This window comes from Scopulibacillus darangshiensis, assembly GCF_004341035.1.
Classification (GTDB): domain Bacteria; phylum Bacillota; class Bacilli; order Bacillales; family Sporolactobacillaceae; genus Scopulibacillus; species Scopulibacillus darangshiensis.
Window position 1 is genome coordinate 1 of the sequence record NZ_SLXK01000036.1, and the last position, 17,965, is coordinate 17,965.

16 protein-coding genes are annotated in these 17,965 nt (G+C 42.0%); 5 read left to right on the forward strand and 11 right to left on the reverse strand.

Features of this window, described 5'->3' with window-relative positions; all coding sequences use genetic code 11:
- Window positions 1-1,130: 1,130 nt before the first annotated feature.
- Window positions 1,131-2,966, reverse strand: a complete 1,836-nt coding sequence (locus EV207_RS18005; RefSeq protein ID WP_132747545.1) for a monovalent cation:proton antiporter family protein — start codon at window positions 2,964-2,966, stop codon at window positions 1,131-1,133.
- 485 nt (window positions 2,967-3,451) lie between these two features.
- Here EV207_RS18005 and EV207_RS18010 point away from each other — a divergent pair, with 485 nt between their 5' ends.
- Both EV207_RS18010 and prpE read left to right on the forward strand, forming a co-directional pair.
- Window positions 3,452-4,609 (forward strand): FtsW/RodA/SpoVE family cell cycle protein, encoded by a 1,158-nt coding sequence (locus EV207_RS18010; RefSeq protein WP_132747546.1) that lies wholly within the window; start codon window positions 3,452-3,454, stop codon window positions 4,607-4,609.
- 129 nt (window positions 4,610-4,738) lie between these two features.
- Window positions 4,739-5,488 carry a bis(5'-nucleosyl)-tetraphosphatase PrpE gene (gene prpE, locus EV207_RS18015; RefSeq protein WP_132747547.1) on the forward strand — a complete coding sequence of 250 codons (750 nt, stop codon included), beginning with the start codon at window positions 4,739-4,741 and terminating at the stop codon, window positions 5,486-5,488.
- On the opposite strand, the gene EV207_RS18020 is transcribed toward prpE, so the two are convergent.
- The 3 genes from EV207_RS18020 to yjbM all read right to left on the reverse strand — a co-directional run bounded on the left by EV207_RS18020 (window position 5,457) and on the right by yjbM (window position 7,887).
- Window positions 5,457-6,374: an RluA family pseudouridine synthase gene (locus tag EV207_RS18020; protein ID WP_132747548.1), complete on the reverse strand. Its 918-nt coding sequence runs from the start codon at window positions 6,372-6,374 to the stop codon at window positions 5,457-5,459. The two genes, prpE and EV207_RS18020, sit on opposite strands and share 32 nt — an antisense overlap.
- A 34-nt stretch (window positions 6,375-6,408) precedes the next feature.
- Window positions 6,409-7,200, reverse strand: coding sequence for an NAD kinase (locus EV207_RS18025; protein WP_132747549.1), 792 nt, complete (start codon window positions 7,198-7,200; stop codon window positions 6,409-6,411).
- A 66-nt stretch (window positions 7,201-7,266) separates the two neighbouring features.
- Entirely contained in the window at window positions 7,267-7,887 is a 621-nt protein-coding gene (gene yjbM / locus EV207_RS18030; RefSeq protein WP_165887002.1) for a GTP diphosphokinase, read from the reverse strand.
- Window positions 7,888-8,024: 137 nt separating this feature from the next.
- Here yjbM and EV207_RS18035 point away from each other — a divergent pair, with 137 nt between their 5' ends.
- From EV207_RS18035 to EV207_RS18045, 3 genes are all read left to right on the forward strand, one after another.
- The gene (locus EV207_RS18035; protein ID WP_132747550.1) at window positions 8,025-8,615 is read left to right on the forward strand and encodes a CYTH domain-containing protein; all 591 of its coding nucleotides are present in this window, start codon (window positions 8,025-8,027) and stop codon (window positions 8,613-8,615) included.
- Between the two features lie 3 nt (window positions 8,616-8,618).
- Window positions 8,619-9,278: a lytic transglycosylase domain-containing protein gene (locus tag EV207_RS18040; protein ID WP_243647139.1), complete on the forward strand. Its 660-nt coding sequence runs from the start codon at window positions 8,619-8,621 to the stop codon at window positions 9,276-9,278.
- A 226-nt stretch (window positions 9,279-9,504) separates the two neighbouring features.
- The gene (locus tag EV207_RS18045; protein ID WP_132747551.1) at window positions 9,505-9,729 is read left to right on the forward strand and encodes a methionine aminopeptidase; all 225 of its coding nucleotides are present in this window, start codon (window positions 9,505-9,507) and stop codon (window positions 9,727-9,729) included.
- Between the two features lie 4 nt (window positions 9,730-9,733).
- On the opposite strand, the gene EV207_RS18050 is transcribed toward EV207_RS18045, so the two are convergent.
- From EV207_RS18050 to EV207_RS18080, 7 genes are all read right to left on the reverse strand, one after another.
- Complete coding sequence (locus tag EV207_RS18050) at window positions 9,734-10,216, reverse strand: GyrI-like domain-containing protein (RefSeq protein ID WP_132747552.1); 483 nt, start codon at window positions 10,214-10,216, stop codon at window positions 9,734-9,736.
- Window positions 10,217-10,328: 112 nt separating this feature from the next.
- Window positions 10,329-11,975 carry a M4 family metallopeptidase gene (locus EV207_RS18055; protein WP_132747553.1) on the reverse strand — a complete coding sequence of 549 codons (1,647 nt, stop codon included), beginning with the start codon at window positions 11,973-11,975 and terminating at the stop codon, window positions 10,329-10,331.
- A 435-nt stretch (window positions 11,976-12,410) separates the two neighbouring features.
- Entirely contained in the window at window positions 12,411-13,112 is a 702-nt protein-coding gene (locus EV207_RS18060; protein ID WP_132747554.1) for an ABC transporter ATP-binding protein, read from the reverse strand.
- On the reverse strand, window positions 13,112-14,212 hold the full coding sequence (locus EV207_RS18065; protein ID WP_132747555.1) for an ABC transporter permease: 1,101 nt from the start codon (window positions 14,210-14,212) through the stop codon (window positions 13,112-13,114). Before EV207_RS18065 ends, EV207_RS18060 begins: the two co-directional genes overlap by 1 nt.
- Before the next feature lie 103 nt (window positions 14,213-14,315).
- On the reverse strand, window positions 14,316-15,695 hold the full coding sequence (locus EV207_RS18070) for a sensor histidine kinase (protein ID WP_132747556.1): 1,380 nt from the start codon (window positions 15,693-15,695) through the stop codon (window positions 14,316-14,318).
- Window positions 15,692-16,369: a response regulator transcription factor gene (locus EV207_RS18075; protein ID WP_132747557.1), complete on the reverse strand. Its 678-nt coding sequence runs from the start codon at window positions 16,367-16,369 to the stop codon at window positions 15,692-15,694. Before EV207_RS18075 ends, EV207_RS18070 begins: the two co-directional genes overlap by 4 nt.
- 113 nt (window positions 16,370-16,482) lie before the next feature.
- Window positions 16,483-17,964: an arylsulfatase gene (locus tag EV207_RS18080; RefSeq protein ID WP_132747558.1), complete on the reverse strand. Its 1,482-nt coding sequence runs from the start codon at window positions 17,962-17,964 to the stop codon at window positions 16,483-16,485.
- Window position 17,965 lies beyond the last annotated feature (1 nt).

Sequence of the window (17,965 nt, forward strand, 5' to 3'; positions counted from 1 at the left end):
GCGTTCGTCCTGAGCCAGGATCAAACTCTCAAAAAGTTGTGATGCGCGATGCATCATTATAATTAAGTTGCTTAGCAACTTGTCATTCAATCGTTATGATCCTTAGCTGTTTAATTCAAAAGGTTGCCCTTTTCAATTACGCTTGGCTTTTGTTTAGTTTTCAAGGAGCATTCTCTTCTCGATTTGCTTCGACTTGCGTGACAACACCAACAAAATCAAAGTGTTGTTGTGCAAAGAAAGTGAGTTTCTCAAGTTAACATCGATTTGCGAGAAAACACACATTATTCGATGTTTTTGAGCATTAACTCTTCTCGAGTACGCTGTGATTTGCGTGATAACATGACGCGAAGCGCGATGTTATTGTGCAAGGACACAAAGAGCGTTAACTCTTCTCGTATTCGTTTTGATTTCTGCGCCGCTTTATTGGCGACTCTTAAAATTATACTCTATCGAATCGCCGAAGTCAATACTTTTTTTAAAAAAGTTGTTTTTGAGATTTCTTATTGAAATCTACTTTCTTGCGACGACAATTAATATTATAACATTCACCAAAATAAAAGTCAACAAACAATTAATAGATTACTATTTAAAAATTAAAATGCTTTATTTAATGCTTAAATAGCAACTTTTTCATTTTACTGCCTAAGCACTTCTGAGTCAATAGATTTTTCAATCCCGAATTATTTACACCATAATCCTTACGTTTATATATTCCATTTCATTTAAATTCCACTAACCTGCCATATAAAATATTCGGCAAGACAAATTCTATCTTTATTAATAAGAAATTAATCAATTACCTTCAAGTAAAAAGCGAAAAGAGTCTGGGACAGAAGTTTTTTACTCATAGAAAAATCCGAACTCATTCAGACATTCCATCTGAATGATTCGGATTTTTATTTTACAAAAGAAAGGAACGGAGCGCTCCGTCAAAATACTTCGCTTTCCACGGGCACGGCCCGAGCCTCCTCAGAAAGCAAAAAACGCTTTCTTGCGGGGTCTTCGGACACGTGCTGTTCCCGTAGGAGTGTCCATATTTTGACTACGCTTCGCATTTGCTATTATATTTTTAAATTTTATTGTTCGGCATTTGAATGAACCCTTTTAGTTTTGTCTCAGCCTCTTTTAAATTATGTTAACAGCTCTCTTAGCTGGTTAACATGTTCTTTACCTCCCGTAACAATAAGGCGGTCACCTATATTAATTTCAGTGTCGCCATGTGGAACGATGAAGTCTTTTCCCCGATAGATCCGAACAATAATGATATCACCCAGAAATGGAAATTTCCTTAGCGTTGTCCCTGCATACTCGTTGTTCGCAACTTCGATCTGGTACAAGCCGCCTTCGTTTGTTGTTAACATATTTACCAGCGTTGGGGATTGAATAATGGCTTTCAGCATGGATTTAATTGAGAAATAAGATGAGAAAACCTCAACACCCTTTTCCTTAAGCCCGTCGCCCAGCTCCGGACTTTCAATTCTTACTATTATACGTTTGACTCTATTGTCATAGGCAAACTCGGCTATTTCAGCGTTTGTTTCATCATTGCCCGTTGTTATAACCAATATATCAGCGGATAAAATATCGGTTCCTTCTAATGTCGACAGTTCATAGTTCTCAAGCTCTTGGACGCTGAAATGAGGATCCGCATCCTCTTCCTTATTTTTTTCTAATTTTGTATGGTATATCTTCGTTTCAAATTGGTTATCATGCATCTCCAAAGACAGCGGCAGAGTTAACTGGTTTGCGCCGACAAACACGAGTTTTTTCTTTGTTTCTGAAATCCGCTTTGGAAAAACCTTACGAAAAGCAATCGGTGTGATTAAACATGTCACAACAGCAAGTAAAATCAGCGCTGAAGACATTCTATTATCGATGACGTGAATACGTTCACCGACTTTTGCCGCAGCAACAATCAAAGATAATGTCGATGTTAATAAAAAGCCTGAGCCCCACACGGTTCGCCAATCAAACCATTTTCTCAAGATTATAATTGGAACCATTTTGGATACCAAGAGCCCAACAAATAAAAGCGGGATCAAAATAAAGATTATTTTATCCTGGAACAGCTTCCATATGTCTAAGTCAACGCCAACCATCACGAAGAAAATCGGAATAAGAAAACCATAGCCAAATGAATCGAGTTCTTGAACCATTTCACGATTCGGTGAAAGCAAGGATACAAGGACACCCGCCAGGAAAGCTCCAAGGATATTTTCTGCCCCGACCGATTCCGATAAACCGACAAGCAAGATAATTAACGCAAACACGGCCCGCGTACCGATATGGACAGTACCTTTGGATAAGGTATCGAGAAATGACATGTGCCGGAATCCCTTTCCAATAAAATAAAGGATCACACCAGCGGCAAACAGTATCAATAGAAGCCACATATCCCCCGAGCCCGGGTCGTAAAAGGATACGAACACGGATAATAAAATCATTGTCGCGAGGTCAGCGATAACGGTAATGAGCAGGAGAATTTGCCCAATCACCGTTTTCATCAGCCCTGTTTCCTTTAATGTCGGCATGACAACACCCAGCGAAATCGTGGAAATGACCAAGGTCATAAAATAGGGATTTTTAGTAAAATGTATCAAGACCAAGCCAAGAGAAATTAGGAAAGACAGCACTAGGATCATCACGAATACCATGAATGACAATCCAAAACGGTTAGGTTCCAATTTTCCGTTTGGCAATGTCTTTTTCTTTCCGTTTGTCAAAAAGACGGAAAAGTCGATCTCCACCCCGCTTAAAAACATTAAGTAAATGAAGCCCAGGGTTGATAAGATATCGATCCAATGCCCATGATGCACAAGGTCGAATCCGCTTTGACCGATAATTAAGCCGGCGATAATTTCGGCGACAACTACCGGGATCACATTTAGCTTTAATTTATTGAGGATAATCGGCGTCAGAAAAGCGGCGATTAAAACAACTATTAAGGATGTAACTGATGAATGCATGAATAACCTCCTTTTTGTTTACAAATAAGAAACCATATTTACCCCACACTTTTATTAACTTTCCATTTGTTTTTTTGGCACTTCTAAATTAGATAAAATAAAAAGCTCTACTAAATCTAACTGACTTATATTAATGTTTCAAGAAAAATGTTTATACCTTTTTATAAGATTTTCAGTCCGGTTCAAATTGCGCATTTTCCACCTTATCTAAAACCCTCCGCAGGCACCTGTTATCAGTAAAAAGATAAAAATTCTATGTCATCTTTATTTCCTCTGTTTTCATTCCAATCACTTTAAGCTATGATTAGTAACGGGTAAACTTATAAAAGCTTATTGCCCCAAAATAAAAAGATGTATGCTTTATTATGACATCACAGCCGTGGTTTAAATCATTTCACTTAAAACATCAATAAGTTCCATCCGTTCTATTTGTATATTGTTCAATAATGTTTAAGCGTATTTTATTAAATGAAGGATCGATGACTATGAATAACCGCGAATTATTTTCGAAACTTGATTATACATTAATCTTTATCGTCTTTTTACTGTTTTGTTCAAGTATTATAGCCATTCAAAATGCGCCGGATGTGGATGGCAGCAGTTTCGCCAAAAGACAAATTATGTGGTACACCATTGGGGCAATTGCCGCGTTGGTTGTTATTCTGTTTGATTATGAACGGCTCAAAAACCTTCACTGGTTTTTTTACGGTTTTGGGATTCTGCTTTTACTCGGACTCACAGCCGCAAAACTTGGTGTGCCGGTGCCATTTGCTGATGAAAGTAAAGGAGCCTTAAGTTGGTACAAATTACCTGGTATTGGTTCCCTTCAACCGTCGGAATTTATGAAAATTTTTCTGACCTTGTCACTCAGCCAAGTGATTGTCAAACACAATGAAACCCATCATGTTAAGTCATTGCGTGACGATATTTGGTTATTGGGGAAAATCGCTGTTGTTGCAGGCATTCCTTTTTTTCTTGTACTTATTCAGCCCGACCTCGGAACCGCGCTAGTAATGGCAGCTATCATCGCTGCACTTGTGATCATTTCCGGGATTAGATGGCGGATTCTTCTCATTTTGTTTTTGTTTGTCCTGCTCGGACTCGGTTTTTTCGCTTTTTGCTGGTTTCAATTTCCAGAAGTCATTAAACTGCTTCTTAAAGGCCACCAAATTGATCGTTTCTATGGCTGGTTGGAGCCGGAACAATATGGTAACCATGAAGGCTATCAATTAATAAGGTCATTATATACAATCGGCCCGGGGCAATTATACGGAACGGGACTTGACAGCAGTTCAGTTTCACTTCCTGAAGCGCACACTGACTTTATCTTTGCGGTGATCGCCGGGGGATTCGGATTCGTCGGTGCGGCTGTTGTAATCTCTTTGTTCTTTATGTTAATTTACCGAATGATCCATGCGGCGATCGGCACCCATGATCCCTTTGGCAGCTATATTTGCACCGGTCTAATCGGTATGTTCACCTTTCAGATCTTCGAAAATATTGGGATGACGATTCAAGTGATGCCGATCACTGGGATTACCTTGCCGTTCTTAAGCTACGGGGGAAGTTCTCTTCTGACAAGCCTCATGGCTGTCGGCTTGATTTTAAGTATTCAATCCAGAACAAGAAAATATATGTTTTAAGTAAAATGGAAAAGGCAAAACATCTCATTTGATGCTTTGCTTTTTTTTAATTAGCATAAATAAAACTATTTTTATGGATAATAATCCTTGCTGCGAAACGTCACATTCTTTAGTTCGGAGGTTAGGAACATGTTTGATATTATCGGGGATATACATGGCTGTTTTGATGAATTTAAGCGGCTGACGGAGGAACTGGGATACGACTGGACGAATGACTGCCCTCAACACCCTGAGAATCGGCAGCTTGTTTTTCTCGGCGATTTAACTGACCGGGGCCCACGCTCCCTTAAAGTTGTCGAAGTGGTCTATCAGCTGGTCAAAAGCCAAGCAGCATTATATGTCCCTGGAAACCACTGCAACAAGTTATATCGATTTATGCTTGGTCGTCCTGTACAAGTCAAGCATGGCTTGGAAACGACGGTTGCCGAATTGAATCATTTAAATCAGAAGGAGAGAAAAAAGGCCCACCATATGTTCATGTGGTTATACGAAAAAGCTCCCATATATTTGACTTTAGAAGATGGCAGGCTTGTTATCGCACATGCCGGTATCAGAGAGGACTATATCGGCAAGACGAGCAAAAAAGTTGAATCCTTTGTTTTATACGGTGATACAACTGGCCAAAAAGATGAGCGGGGACTGCCCGAACGAAGAGACTGGGCGAAGCATTATCGCGGCGCGGCCTGGATTGTCTACGGCCACACCCCTGTCCAGAAACCCAGATGGAAAAACAGGACGGTTAACATTGATACAGGGTGTGTCTTTGGCGGAAAGCTGACAGCACTACGCTACCCTGAAATGGCGACAGTCTCTGTGCCCTCTGATCAGCCTTATGTTGAAGAGAAATTCAGATCATTTGAAGAGGAATCTCCCCAATAATTGCCCTCATATCTTCAGGACAGGGTGCCTGAAAAAGCATATTTTCATCAGTAAATGGATGCCGGAAGCTTAGCTCAAAGCTGTGCAAGGCCTGCCGTCCAATGATTTCAAGAGATCCGCCGTATAGATCGTCGCCTGCCAGCGGGTACCCAAGATGTGAAAAATGAACGCGGATCTGGTGTGTTCGCCCTGTTTCGAGCTTAATGGCCGCAACACTTAAGTCCTTTAAACGCTTTATAACCTTGTAATTTGTACGGGCCGGTTTGCCGTCCAACCTAACCGTTCGTTCAATAATGCTGCCATCCTTCCTGCCTATCGGAGCGTCGATCACACCCTCCTCTTTCTCCAAATTCCCCTGAATAACAGCCAAGTAACGGCGATGCACCTCATGAGCCTTTTGCATTTTAACAAAAAAGTCATGGGCGTGGCGGTGTTTGGCAATCAAAAGAAGTCCTGATGTTTCACGATCAAGCCTTGTAACAGTATGAACGGTATAAGCCAAATTCTGTTTCTCCAAATGCGCTAAAACGCCATTTGCCAGCGTATCCGTTGAGTATTTTTGCGACGGAATGACCGGAATGCCAGGCGGCTTATTAATTACGATGACATGCTCATCTTCAAAAATGATATCCAGTGGCATCGGCTTCCCTTTTAAAGAAGGACTCTTATCCTCCGGCGGAAAGACAATGGAAAGTTTGTCACCGGCTTTCAAACGGTAGCGGACAGTCTGCTCTTCGCCATTGATCAACAGCCGCCCATCGCGGAATTTAACAGCCTTCAGGGCCCTCCTAGAGAGGCGCACTTTTTTAATTAAATAATCTCTTAATAACATACCTTCATAAGAAGGGGCGATTACCGTATCAATGAAAAAGGGTTGTTGGACCATGATGATTCCTTTCTATTTGCGCACCTGCTGTATATTAGCCAATAAACGAATCCTTGACCCTTTTCCAAAACGGAAAGGGGCGAAATCGGGCAAAGCGGACCCGTTCATCTGCAACACGGCATTGAATGGATTTAACGTCTTTGTGAACCAAAAAAAGGTGGTCAATCGATATATCAAAATTCACATCATTAACCGGGCGCAAATTGCATGTGTGATGTTGCGGCAGCACAAGCGGGGAACCGACTGTTCGGAAGACCCGATTATTTATGGAAGCCATCTCGGCCAGTTGTATTGATGGCAATGATGGATGAATAATCGCACCGGCTAAAGCCTTGTTATAGGCGGTGCTTCCTGAAGGCGTAGAGATGCACAACCCATCACCCCGGAAAGTCTCAAATTTTTCACCCTTAATGATGACATCAATCACAAGCGACCCTTCCATACTCTTGACAGTACATTCATTTAATGCAAGGTATCGTTTTTCAAGCCCTTCACTGTTAAAGCGGATCGTTACCTCCAACAGAGGATATTCGACGACTTGGAATGGTGTTTTTGCTAAGTGGATGACGAGCTTCTCAACCTCGTCAGGCGTCCAGTCGGCATAGAAGCCTAAATGCCCGGTGTGCACGCCAACAAAAGCTGTCTGACTTAAGCGGTCCACATAGCGGTGAAAAGCATGCAATAAGGTGCCGTCACCGCCAACGGATATGACGATATCCGGTTCCTCTTCATCATAAGCCAGTTCAAATCCCCTTAAGTGGCTCTTTATTTGGTCCTTTAATTCATTTGATGTGTCATCGCCCTTCGATTGTATGGCAAATTTCATTGAAACCACCCTTATTTGCTTTTGATTTTTCTAATGGATATCGTTTTGAAGCGAACGATGCCTTCTTTATTGATCTAATTTTTTTAGGATGAAGTGTTGTTGTGCTTCTTGAATTTCGCCGCGAATTTGCGACATTTCCTCATCGAGGCGAAAGGCAGCTTCTGCAGCCCGCTGCAATCGGTCTTTGACATCCTTAGGGATCTGTCCCTCATATTTATAATTTAGAGAATGCTCAATGGTCGCCCAGAAATTCATAGCAAGGGTCCGGATTTGAATTTCCACCAAAATTCTTTGCTCGCCCGCAATCGTCATTACAGGGTAGCTAACGACGAGGTGATATGAACGGTAGCCGCTGTCCTTTTTGTCTGCTATGTAATCTCTTACTTCAACAATATCAAAATCCGTCCTGCTCTTGATTAAATTGATGACAATTTTGATGTCATCAACAAACTGGCACATGACCCGCACACCTGCCAAATCCTGCATTTGGGTATCAAGCTGATTTAGGGGTATACTTTTTCTCCTGGCCTTATCTAAAATGCTCGGGATCGGCTTGACTCTCCCGGTAACAAACTCAATCGGTGAATGTTGGGACGCCATTTCATATTGTTCGCGATAGCCCCGCAATTTAATTTTCAATTCATCTACTGCTTGTTTATAAGGTGTTAAAAATACATCCCAATCCATCGAAATCACCACCTGTAGATTTTCAACTAAAAAATAACGGATCATACTCATTTCCGATCATTTGGGAGTTGTTTCCCCTATACCATTATGTCATAATTCATTTAAACTTACCAAATAAAGCTAGGGGTATCTTTCTTATGAACCAAGAGATCGAGATTGAATTCAAAAATATTTTAAAAAAGGGCGAATTTGAAAAGCTCCGCACAGCTCTTAACATGACCGCCAATCATTTTAAACGGCAAATTAATTATTATTTTGACACCGAGGATTTTTCCATTAAGGGTAACCACTCAGCTCTGAGAATCCGTTTTAAAAACGGACAATACCAGCTCACGTTAAAACAGCCTCACCCTGAAGGTCTGCTGGAAACCCACCAACACCTCAGTGAATCTGAAGCAAGCTTAATGATCAAGACTGCTAAGCTGCCGGCAGGTGATGTTCAAACATTGCTGCGGAGAGCCGATATACCATATGAGGACTTGGTGTTTCTAGGCCAATTAACGACAGACCGTGCGGAAATCCCTTTTATGTCAGGGGAACTGGTGCTGGACCACAGCTTTTATCTTGATCACGAGGATTATGAGCTGGAATTTGAAGCATCTGACCGGACTGACGGGCAAGAAGCTTTTGATCAATTACTTACGGCGCATAACATCCCGGCCCGCAAGACACAAAATAAGATTATTCGGTTTTTTAATCGCTATAAAGAGCAAATTAATGGGGGATAACATATGGCGTCAAATTTTCAATGGATGCCTGCCATCGGCAAGTTAGATCAGTATCAAGGAATAGCGACAAGAGCGCAGCAAACATCATTGATAGGGACACAATCATTTTCAGATTTAATGGAAACCATGCTGATGATGCTTGAGCAGTCCCCATTGCAGGCAATCACCCCGGATTCGGCATTACTTAAAACATCACCTTCATTGAAGATCACTCCGGAGGACTATTTATTAGGACGGCTTGATCAGGTAACAGCTGTGCCCCACCATTATTCCAAAGTTATAACAAAAAACAAATATGACGGAATCATTCAAGAGGCAGCCGAAAAATATGGTGTCGATCCAAAATTAATTAAGGCTGTCATTCATCATGAGTCAAGCGGTAATCCCTTAAGCACAAGTTCTGCTGGGGCCCGGGGACTTATGCAGCTCATGCCGGAAACCGCACGTGCTCTAGGTGTAACAGATCCGTATGACCCCGCCCAGAATATTGACGACGGAACAAGGTATCTAAGGGAGATGCTGGACCAATTTGACGGCAATAAGCCGCTTGCTTTAGCAGCCTATAATGCTGGAGCAGGCAATGTTAGAAAATTTGGCGGCATCCCGCCTTTTAAAGAAACAAAGGCCTATGTAAATAAAGTCATGGGGACATTTTTAAGTTAAGCAAAGGGAAGGCATCGCGGTATGATGCCTTCCTTTTTTAAGTTAATCAGAAAGTATAACTTTCTGACGCACATAAGTGCAACTACGCCTCTGTCTTCACCAAAGGCTCGCCAATCGGCTAGTTTTCTTTATTCAATTGATAACCATAGATGACATTTACCCATAAAATAGTATAAAAAATAATGCTTACCCCAAAAATAATGAAAATGATTTGAGGTGAGAAAAAATGGGTCTTTTCAATGCAGTTTCTAATTGGCGGTCTGACAGGTATGAAAAACATTTATCTAAAATGAAAGCCCTAGATAAATGTCCGGATTGTAAGGGCCGAGGGTATACAGCGATTTATGATTATGAATCAGCGGCTGTTTTCGATTGTGAAAGCTGCGATGGCAGCGGTTTGTATTCACAGTGGGAGGAAAACAGCGCACAGCAGGGCGGTCCTTATCTGTAATTATTTATTTCACAGCTATGTAAATATCGATTTCCGCATTGTTCGGGTCGTGGCTTCTCGTATCATAGAGTTCAAAGTCCCCCGTATATGCCCTTTTATAAGATGAATCATCATTAAAAAATGTCCAAATTGACTGCCATGTTTCAGGGACTACCTTGGAAATTTCTCCTTTATTTGATGTGAATATAATGTATTTAGCTGATGGAACAGTTTTCGCAATCAATCCCTCAGAGACCTCTTCAGGGGAATAGGTTTCTGCGCCGATCATTATTGTATAATGCCCTGACACCCCATCTTCATAATCCGTATAAAGGGCAATAATGTTTTGGCACGGGCGTGAGGGTATTTTTTCAACTATTTTTTGATCATAAAATTGGCCCCACAGTTTTGGAATCACCCCATCATAACCGCTTTCTCCTTCGTTGCATGTCCGGACACCAATGCCATGTATATGAAATGCATCCTTTGTAACAATCTTTGGTTTCATACGATCTGCCCCTTTCTCCAGAATAAAGTTGTTACCTATTTTTATTCGATAAGTTTGTTTCAATTCCTTTAAAAATGGGGTCTGACCCCTGAGGGTCAGACCCCTTAATTAATTACTTCACTCCGACTTGGTCCCATGCGCTGGCAACGGCGTTATATTCGGCACCTTGGCCGTACAAATCACTTGTTGCCTGAAGAAGCGCTGCTCTTGCGTCACTGAACTGGCTTCTTGGTGAAAGGTAAGTCGTCAGCGCCCGGTAATAGATTTTTTGCGCTTTGTCCCAACCGACGCTTTCAATCGTCAGATAAGCAGCTTTATTAGGGATGCCGCTGTTGGTATGAACCCCTCCGTTATCTTGACCTGTATGAACATAATCGCTCATATTATCAGGCTGGCCGTATTTTGTCGGATCTGACATGCTTCTTAAGGCATCTCCCGGTGTATTCGGCGTGTAGACATCCTCACCGACGAGATAATCGTGGTTGCCTTCAATGAAGTTGCCGAACACATCAGACATGGACTCATTCAAAGCTCCGGGTTGACTACGATATTGCAGCCCTGCAGTATATTCTGTCACGGCATGTGTCAATTCATGGCCGGTAACATCCAAGCTTCCGGATAACGGGATGAAAGTGCGGCCATCACCATCACCATAGACCATCTGCTGACCATTCCAGAACGCATTATTGTAGTCATTGCCGTAATGGACGGTGGACTTCAGGGTTGCCCCCTTATTATCATAGCTGTTTCGATTGAAATTATTTTTATAATAATCGTATACTTTTTCAATGTTATAGTGAGCACTCACCGCAGCCGCTTGACCTTTATCTGTGAAGCTATTATCAGCATCACTTACAAGGTCACCCGGTAATGAGCTTCCATTATTCGCGCTATAAGTTTCGACTCCGCCGCCCCTTGATTGATCGACAAGGACGTAAGCGCCATTATTAAGTGTCGTATTAAACGTCAGCTTCTTCCCTAGAACGCCTGTACCGCTGCCCGTTGCATCGGATGCCGCATTTGTTGCCTGAATGATATGGCCGTCATTGGCATCGACAATAATTTGCCAGTTTGCCGGATATGGTTTGATAAATTGAAGTTCAACATGGTAAGCAAGTGCACTTTTATCCTTTTCCGGATAAACGACAAGCTTGCTTTTTTCTGCCGTATTTTCGACATTAGATTTAAAAGCCAGCGATTTTTGGCCGTCCGCCTTAGCCCCCAAAGTTTGCTTCTTAGTCAGATCAATGTGCTGCCATGCTTTTTGGACAGCTTCATCTTTCGACAGGCCAGCCTTCACACTATCAACAGCTTGCGTGGCCTTTGGGTAAACCTGGCCGGTGACCGAAGTGACTTCTCCAGCTTTATTGGTATGAACAGTAAAAATGGCATCGTCTACAGGAACACCTTTCACGGTTTGCTGGAACTCATAATGTGTCATCCCCAATTTATCCGTTGTCTTTTTCTTGAAGGTTAAATCCTTCCCGGGATCCATTTTAAAAAGATCACTTTTTTTCTTAAGATAATTTTTCACATCAGCGACAGAGGTAATCTTTTCTTTGGATAGCTTTCCGGAAACAAAAGTTGGTACATTGTTTTCCTTACTCGTCACCATTTGAAAATGGCCTTTCGACATTGACTTCATATCCTTTAATGCGTTATCCCCCGCAGTGGCTGCCGAAGCTGGTGTTATCCCTCCCATTCCAATCGTTGCTGCGGCAATGACTGTGGCAAAAGAACCGCTCACCCACTTTTTCATCTTTATCAACCATCCCTTCCTGTTGTTTCGACACACAACTTGGTGTATCGCTACTAACACAATTAGAGAAATGGCCGCCTATTGCCTGCTATGTAAAGGAATTGAAAAAATATTAATAAAATTTTATTAAAATCATGCCTTTTCGATAACTTATTCATAAAAAAATAGATATTACTAAAAAAGTTGACGAAAGTTTTACAAAACACGCCAAAACAACCCACTATTTTTAATGGGTTTACTAAAAAAAGCTATATTAAAAGGTTGTTATATGTAAAATGTTGATGAAATAAAGATATCAATCATGTTGGAAAATATCGATTATTGTTACAATATTAATATACCATTAATATAACATGTCCTTCCGATATATTAATAAGGCTTTGTTGCTGATTTGATCAATAAAAACCCGCCATTAGCGGCGAGTTTTTTACTTCCTTATGACGTTTTCGTTTCATTGACCGGCTGCTCGGAAAGCTGCCCGTCCTCGATATAGACAACACGGTCACAAAGGTCTAACATCCGCTTATCGTGAGTGACCATAATAGCCGCCTTATCCCTTAGTTTCACTTCATCCGCAAGCATCTGGACAACAGCTCTGCCGCGTTCGGAATCAAGGCTTGCAGTTGGTTCATCGGCAAGAATAATCTCCGGGTCGTTCATCCAAGCCCTTGCGATAGCTACGCGCTGCCGTTCGCCTCCAGATAAACTTTCTGGATAATGACTGCGGCGGTGGTCGAGTCCAAGGCGCTTGAGAAGATCATCTGCCCTCTTTTCAGCATTTTTATTGCGCTTACCTGCTAACTTGGGAATGAGCAGCAGCTGATCTTGAACTGTTAAATACGGGATCAAATTCGCCGATTGGAAGACAAAACCGATTTTTTCTAATCTAATCCGATTCATTTTTTGCTCAGGTATTTTATTTATTTCTTTATTATCAAGGAAAATTCGCCCGCTGGTTGGTGACAATAAGGCTCCTGCAATCGAAAGAAAGGTGCTTTTGCCAGAGCCTGAAGGTCCGACAACAGCCACAAATTCACCCGCTTTAACTTGCAAGGAGACACGGTCAAGCACTTTAACCGAGGTATCCCCATCTCCAAATACTTTGCTGATATTATCGAGTACAAGTTTGTCACTCATTACACAGCCCTCCCAATTGCTTCAATCGCGTCAATTTTTGCCACACGATATAACGATAATAACGATCCGATCACAGAGACAACCAAAAAGAGTCCTGAGCAGCCTAGAACTAATTGTGGACTGAGATCAAACGGCATGCTGCTTGGCAAAATAAATGCCACACCATAAGTCAGCGCGATGCTGATTATAAGACTTGCTATCGTAAGCAGCAGGACCTGGGAAACGATATTCTTCGCCAGATAACCGGTTTTTGCCCCGATTGCTTTCAAAACACCGAACTGATTCATTTTTTGTATCGTTATGACGTAAAAGAAGACAGCAAGCACGACCGCCGCAATCACAAACAAGAAAGCGATCATCATGATCAGTGAACCTTGTTCTTCCTTGTAACCAGGAATACCCTTTAAGGCATCGCTTTTGGTAATGACATCAACGCCTGATACGCTATTATCTATTTGATCAGCTTTATCCTGATTTGCTTTTAATGCCACGGCATTAAAAAATTCGCCTCCGCGGGCATTCGCCTTGTGAATTGCATCCCATTCCTTGAAATTCATGTGAATAACCGGTGCATGGCTAAAGGATTGTTCCTTGGTAAACCCAATAATTTTAAAGATTTTCCCTGAAGCTTGATCCTTCACAATGTCTCCTAAATGAAAGCCATTATCCTTTAAGGAACTGTCTGCCACAACCTCATTGGTTGTTGTGTTATTGATCATTTTGCCTTCCGCAACATCCGGGGCAAGCATGCCATTCGTATTAATGGCAAAAAACGTGACGTCCACCTTTTTCGCAGAGCCATCTTTCGTCAATGTAGTCATTTGCACACCTAATGGCGTCGATTTCTTATCAGAGACGAATGTGCGAACATCTTTCAATGTATCATTTGATATAACAGACCGGTTTAACCTGTTATCCGCTTGCTTTTGCAGCACCAAATAGTCCGTGTTCATGTTTTGAATAGATGAAGCATTGTCAGAAGATAACCCTTTAGCAAGTCCTGATACAAAAAGAACGAGCCAAGCAATAAGAATCATAATTAAAGCCACCAATAGATAGCGCAGCTTAGCATGTTTGAATTCGCGTAATGCAAGAAACATACGTCCGTTCAACTCCTTCAAATTATAGGCTGGCATTTGAATCATTCTCGCCTGCCTTGATTAAAGTATATGAAGCGAATATGAACGGAATATGAACGGAAAATTACATTCGCGGAAGTTCAATACGGAAAATGGTCCCTTCCCCTAATTTACTTTCAACATGAATCTCTCCTTCATGCATGTCGATGATTTTCTTCGTAATCGCAAGGCCTAATCCGCTTGATCCTTCTTTTCGTTCCCTTGCCTTGTCCGCTTTGTAAAAGCGATGAAACACATTTGGCAAATCTTTATCTGAAATCCCTATGCCGGTGTCCTCAATCTCAATTTGACAGGTGTTATCCTTTTTACCAAGCCTGATCAACAGCGTCCCGCCCGCTTCAGTAAATTTAATACTGTTAGTAATAAGGTTTGTCCAAACCTGATGGAGCAGTTTTTTATCACCATATAGATAAGTCGAAGGCAGTTCCATATCAATAGCCAAGTCTTTTTCGCGCCAGCTCCATTCCGTCATGAACAAGACTTGCTTGATTTGTGCCGCAACATCAAACGTGCTTTTCTCCAGCAACCCTTCTTCTTTATCTAAGGAGGCAAGCGTCAATAATTGTTTGCTTAATTGGGACATGCGGCGGCTTTCGTCCTCAATGATAGACAAATAATGCTGTCGCTGGTCTTCAGGTAATTGTTTGGACTGCAGTGTCTGAGAAAAGCCTTGAATAGAGGCAAGCGGCGATTGGATTTCGTGTGACACGTTTGACACAAATTCTTGCCGCATCTCTTCAAGCTGCTCAAGGCTTCTGGCCATTTGCGAAAAGTTACTTGCGAGCTTGCCTATTTCATCACGCCGTTTAACATTTAATTGAATATTATATTTCCCTTTTGCGATCCTTTTGGTGGCATCTGTCAGCTTTGTAATCGGTTTAACAATATAACGGGTACTGACTGCGACGAAGATTATGCTTAAAAAAATGGTTAAGACAAGGATCACCGCAAAAAAGATTCGCAGCTCCCCAAATTGAACCTCGACATTTGGTCTAATAAAGAGAGCGGAAGGCTTCCCATCAACCTTTATTGGCACACCTATGGTATTGATAAGTGCATTGTCGAAGAAACCTGTAACAAATAATTTTGAGGGAAACTGAATGATGCCATGATAGGTGCTGCCATCAATAACCTTTTGGATGACTTTCGGGTCTAGATCCTTTTTCCTGAATTCACCGCCGAAAAAAGAGCCTTGATGATTCCCATCTGCTAAATAGAGCTGATAGCCTAAGCGGCCGATGTTTTCCAAATAAGCATCAAGATTAACATCTGGGTTGCTTTTGTAAAATGTTTGCACATCTTTTGCCATCCGGGTTATTTTTTTGTCATTGTATGGTTTTAATGCAAATTGGTAGTAGGCATTTGATATGATAAAAGCGAACAGACTGCTTAGGATCATGACGAGGATCGTTGTCATGACAATGCGTAAATAAAGTGTTCTCAACGTTTCGTAACCTCCAATTTATACCCGATCCCCCGCACAGTTTTGATGTTAAAATCATCCGTGCGCTCTGAAAAACGTTTGCGCAGCCGCTTAATATGGACATCCACTGTGCGATCATCACCTGCAAAATTTGTTCCCCAGATAAGCTCGATCAGTTCCTCCCGGGAAAAAATGCGGTCAGGATAGCTTGCCAGCTGTGACAGCAATTCGAATTCCTTCATCGGCAGCATAATCAGCTTGCCGCTGCAATGTACTTCATAGCTTTTTCGATCAATCACTGTGCCATTTAGCTGAATCTTATCAGCATTAACCATTCGGTAACGCCGGAGCAAGGCTTTTATTCGAAACAACAACTCTTTTGGCTCGAAAGGTTTGGTCAGATAGTCATCCGTGCCGACTGAGAACCCCTGCTCCTTATCCCACAGCTGATCTTTCGCCGTTAACATAATAACGGGAAAATCATAATACTTTCTTATTTCTTCGCACACCTCGAGCCCGTCTTTATTTGGCATCATCACATCCACAACAGCTAGGTGGATTTGCTCCGCAGCAAGGCATGCCGAGGCCTCTTCTCCATCCTCTGCTTCAAATACAACATAACCTTCCGCTTGAAGGTAATGTTTTAGCAATTCACGAATATGTGCATCATCATCCGCGATTAATATATGTAACATGACCACTGGCACCTCCCTCGACCCGTTCCAAAATTCATTAATATCCTACCGTTAAAATTAAAAGGATTTGATGTGATTGTCAATAAAGGAAGGGAAAAAATAAAACCCACCTTTTAAGGGTGGGTCTTTTCGGAAATAAACACATGATCTAATGTTGCTTTTGGCTTTGCCCCAACAATGAGTTGTTCCCCGTCTGTATAGCCTTCTTCTCTGCCGGCCAATTCCTTAATCAGCATACCTCGCCAAAATGTTAAGCGGTCAGAGTACTCAGCTGCATCCGCCAAATTAACGATCTCTTGTGGATCATTCACTAGATCAAATAATTGTTCCTCACCTGTTTGTGAAAACCAGATATATTTCTCCTTGCCGTTTGTCACATAGTGGTGGGAAGTGTCCCCTGCGGCATGCTCGCCATGCAGATAATCACGCCATTTAATATTCGCTCCAGAACATAATGGCAATACACTTTTTCCATCAACAGACTTCGGAATGGAAACACCTGCGGCATCAAGCAAGGTTGGCATAATGTCACGAATTTCCACGACTTCTTCTATTTCATGATTCCTCTTGCCCTTTAATACATTCCCTGGATCAGATAAAATAAATGGAATGTTTGCGCTCCCTTCGTATGGAAGAGATTTGCGGAACAGATGATGATCGCCAAGCAATTCGCCATGGTCCGATGCGAATAAAATGACTGTATTATTCAGCACACCATGTTCCTTCATAGCCATTAGAAACCTGCCAATCTGGTAATCTATATGTGTAATGAGCGCGTAATAAGCAGCTTGCGCGCGTTTGAAGCGGTTCTTTGGCACGCTTCCTTTTGAAGTCGTTGGATCTAAGCCGCTCTTTTCCAAATCATTAATATCAGCCCAATCACCCATGGCCGGATCTGGAAGGTCAGCATCCTTATACATATCGAAAAAGGCTTGCGGTGGATCAAACGGCGGATGCGGCCTCACAAAAGACATCTTTAAGAAAAACGGCTTCGATGGATCGCGCCTTCTTAAGAAATCAATTGATTCAGATACAACCCAATTCGTCGGGTGCCAAGCTTCGGGAAGATGCCATGGTCTCGCCACGGTCGAAGCATTGCAGTCAAGTCCCAAATCATTTAAATCCGCACTAGAGCCTGCCCTCTCCTTTAACCATGGCAAATAATCATCCCCGCCGTAATTATAAGATTCAACTTCCACATTAATGTGTTTGAAGCGGTTGTAATGAAGATAACCATCATGCAGTACGACATGATGAAATCCGCAAAGGTTTCTAGCAGGATAAGTATGCATTTTCCCGACACATTGGGTATGATAGCCGGCTTTTGTAAATTCACCGGCTAGGGTGTGTTCATAGTTCCATGGCACTTTATCTTGGTAACCGACACGTCCCGTTGACGTTTGACTCATGCCGGTTAAGAGCGACGCCCGCGCCGGCACACAGGAAGGCGTTGCCGAATAGGCGTTTTTAAAAAGCGTACCTGTTCTTGCAAGCTGATCCAAATTTGGGGTATCAACGGCCGGATGATCTAGAATGCTTAGACAGTCTGCTCTCATCTGATCAACCATGATCAATAAGACATTCGGCTTGGTCATG

What these genes read in the sequence shown, in the direction of transcription:
- EV207_RS18005 (WP_132747545.1), bottom strand. Translation starts at nt 2,966, where the DNA reads ATGCATTCATCAGTTACATCCTTAATAGTTGTTTTAATCGCCGCTTTT.
- EV207_RS18010 (WP_132747546.1), top strand. Translation starts at nt 3,452, where the DNA reads ATGAATAACCGCGAATTATTTTCGAAACTTGATTATACATTAATCTTT.
- prpE (WP_132747547.1), top strand. Translation starts at nt 4,739, where the DNA reads ATGTTTGATATTATCGGGGATATACATGGCTGTTTTGATGAATTTAAG.
- EV207_RS18020 (WP_132747548.1), bottom strand. Translation starts at nt 6,374, where the DNA reads ATGGTCCAACAACCCTTTTTCATTGATACGGTAATCGCCCCTTCTTAT.
- EV207_RS18025 (WP_132747549.1), bottom strand. Translation starts at nt 7,200, where the DNA reads ATGAAATTTGCCATACAATCGAAGGGCGATGACACATCAAATGAATTA.
- yjbM (WP_165887002.1), bottom strand. Translation starts at nt 7,887, where the DNA reads ATGGATTGGGATGTATTTTTAACACCTTATAAACAAGCAGTAGATGAA.
- EV207_RS18035 (WP_132747550.1), top strand. Translation starts at nt 8,025, where the DNA reads ATGAACCAAGAGATCGAGATTGAATTCAAAAATATTTTAAAAAAGGGC.
- EV207_RS18040 (WP_243647139.1), top strand. Translation starts at nt 8,619, where the DNA reads ATGGCGTCAAATTTTCAATGGATGCCTGCCATCGGCAAGTTAGATCAG.
- EV207_RS18045 (WP_132747551.1), top strand. Translation starts at nt 9,505, where the DNA reads ATGGGTCTTTTCAATGCAGTTTCTAATTGGCGGTCTGACAGGTATGAA.
- EV207_RS18050 (WP_132747552.1), bottom strand. Translation starts at nt 10,216, where the DNA reads ATGAAACCAAAGATTGTTACAAAGGATGCATTTCATATACATGGCATT.
- EV207_RS18055 (WP_132747553.1), bottom strand. Translation starts at nt 11,975, where the DNA reads ATGAAAAAGTGGGTGAGCGGTTCTTTTGCCACAGTCATTGCCGCAGCA.
- EV207_RS18060 (WP_132747554.1), bottom strand. Translation starts at nt 13,112, where the DNA reads ATGAGTGACAAACTTGTACTCGATAATATCAGCAAAGTATTTGGAGAT.
- EV207_RS18065 (WP_132747555.1), bottom strand. Translation starts at nt 14,212, where the DNA reads ATGTTTCTTGCATTACGCGAATTCAAACATGCTAAGCTGCGCTATCTA.
- EV207_RS18075 (WP_132747557.1), bottom strand. Translation starts at nt 16,369, where the DNA reads ATGTTACATATATTAATCGCGGATGATGATGCACATATTCGTGAATTG.
- EV207_RS18080 (WP_132747558.1), bottom strand. Translation starts at nt 17,964, where the DNA reads ATGACCAAGCCGAATGTCTTATTGATCATGGTTGATCAGATGAGAGCA.